Source organism: Arhodomonas sp. KWT, assembly GCF_010993615.1.
In genome coordinates this window covers 1-1,498 of the sequence record NZ_WNXE01000420.1, presented here as the reverse complement: position 1 = coordinate 1,498, position 1,498 = coordinate 1, and the positions used below count along the sequence as shown (strand labels likewise).

The 1,498-nt window shown below is 75.4% G+C and carries 2 protein-coding genes; both read left to right on the top strand.

Features of this window, described 5'->3' with window-relative positions; all coding sequences use genetic code 11:
- The coding region (ribD, locus tag G7A99_RS19530) for a bifunctional diaminohydroxyphosphoribosylaminopyrimidine deaminase/5-amino-6-(5-phosphoribosylamino)uracil reductase RibD (RefSeq protein ID WP_163143364.1) at window positions 1-1,095 on the top strand (1,095 nt) is incomplete at its 5' end.
- A 5-nt stretch (window positions 1,096-1,100) separates the two neighbouring features.
- A partial coding sequence (locus G7A99_RS19525) for a riboflavin synthase (protein ID WP_163143361.1) occupies window positions 1,101-1,498 on the top strand: 398 nt, incomplete at its 3' end.

Below are 1,498 nucleotides of genomic sequence, written 5' to 3'. Positions count from 1 at the left end.
GCGACGGACCACGCCCTCATGGCGCGGGCGATCCGGCTCGCGCGCCGGGGCCTGTACACCACGGACCCGAATCCCCGTGTCGGCTGCGTGATCGCCCGGGCGGGCGAGATCGTCGGCGAGGGCTGGCACGAACGCGCCGGCGGGCCCCATGCCGAGGTCCACGCCCTGCGCGCGGCGGGGGCCGCGGCACACGGCGCCACGGCCTATGTCACCCTGGAGCCCTGTGCCCACCACGGCCGCACCCCGCCCTGCGCGGACGCGCTCGCGGAGGCCGGCGTGGCGCGGGTGGTGGTCGCGGGCACGGACCCCAACCCGGCGGTGGCCGGCGGCGGGCTCGAGCGCCTGCGAGGTGCCGGCGTGGATGTCGCCGCCGGACTGATGGCGGCGCAGGCGCGGGGACTGAACCCGGGCTTCCTCCGGCGCATGGCCGAAGGCATGCCCTGGGTCCGGGTGAAGCTTGCCGCGAGCCTGGACGGCCGCACCGCGATGGCCTCCGGCGAGAGCCGATGGATCACCGGGGCCCCGGCCCGGCGTGACGTCCATCGCTGGCGGGCACGCAGCAGCGCCATGCTCACGGGGATCGGCACGGTGCTCGCCGACGACCCGGCGCTCACCGTCCGTGACGTCGATGCGCCGGTGGTGCAGCCGGCGCGCTACGTGATCGACCCGTCCCTGCGCCTGCCGGAGACGGCCCGTCTGGTCACCGACGGTGGCGGCGTGACGGTGTTCTGCAGCTGGCCGGACGACGCCCGGGTGGCGTCGCTGGAGGCCGCCGGTGCCCGCGTGGTACCGCTGCCGCCGGACCCGGAGGGGCGCCCCGTGCTGACCGCCGTGCTCGCCGCCATGGCGCGGGACGGGGTCAACGAGGTGATGGTGGAGGCGGGGCCGACCCTGGCCGGCGCGGTGGTCGCCGCCGGCCTCGCCGACGAGCTGATCGTCTACTATGCGCCGCACCTGATGGGCGATGCCGCCCGCGGTCTGCTCGTGCTGCCAGAACTCGAGGCTATGGCGGACAGAATCCCGTTGCGGGTGACGGACCGCCGTCAGGTGGGCGATGATCTGAGGCTGGTGCTCGCGCCGGCGGGAGAGGGCTGAGAAGGATGTTTACCGGGATCGTGCAGTGCCTCGGCCGCGTCGGCGGCCAGACCGCCGTGGACGGCGGTCGCCGGCTGACCATCGAGGCCCCGGAGCTCGGCCTCGCGGAGGTCGGTATCGGAGACAGCATCGCGGTCAACGGCTGCTGCCTCACCGCGGTGCGCATCGACGGCCCGCGCTTCGAGGCGGACGTCTCCTCCGAGAGCCTGGAGCGCACGACCCTGGGTGGGCTGCGCACCGGCGACCCGGTGAATCTGGAGAAGGCGCTGACGCTCGCCACGCCGCTGGGCGGGCACCTGGTCAGCGGCCACGTGGACGGGCTCGGTGAGGTGGTCTGGCGCCGCCCGGAGGGACGCTCGGAGCGCTGGCGCTTCCGCGCGCCGGAGCGCCTGGCCCGCTACAT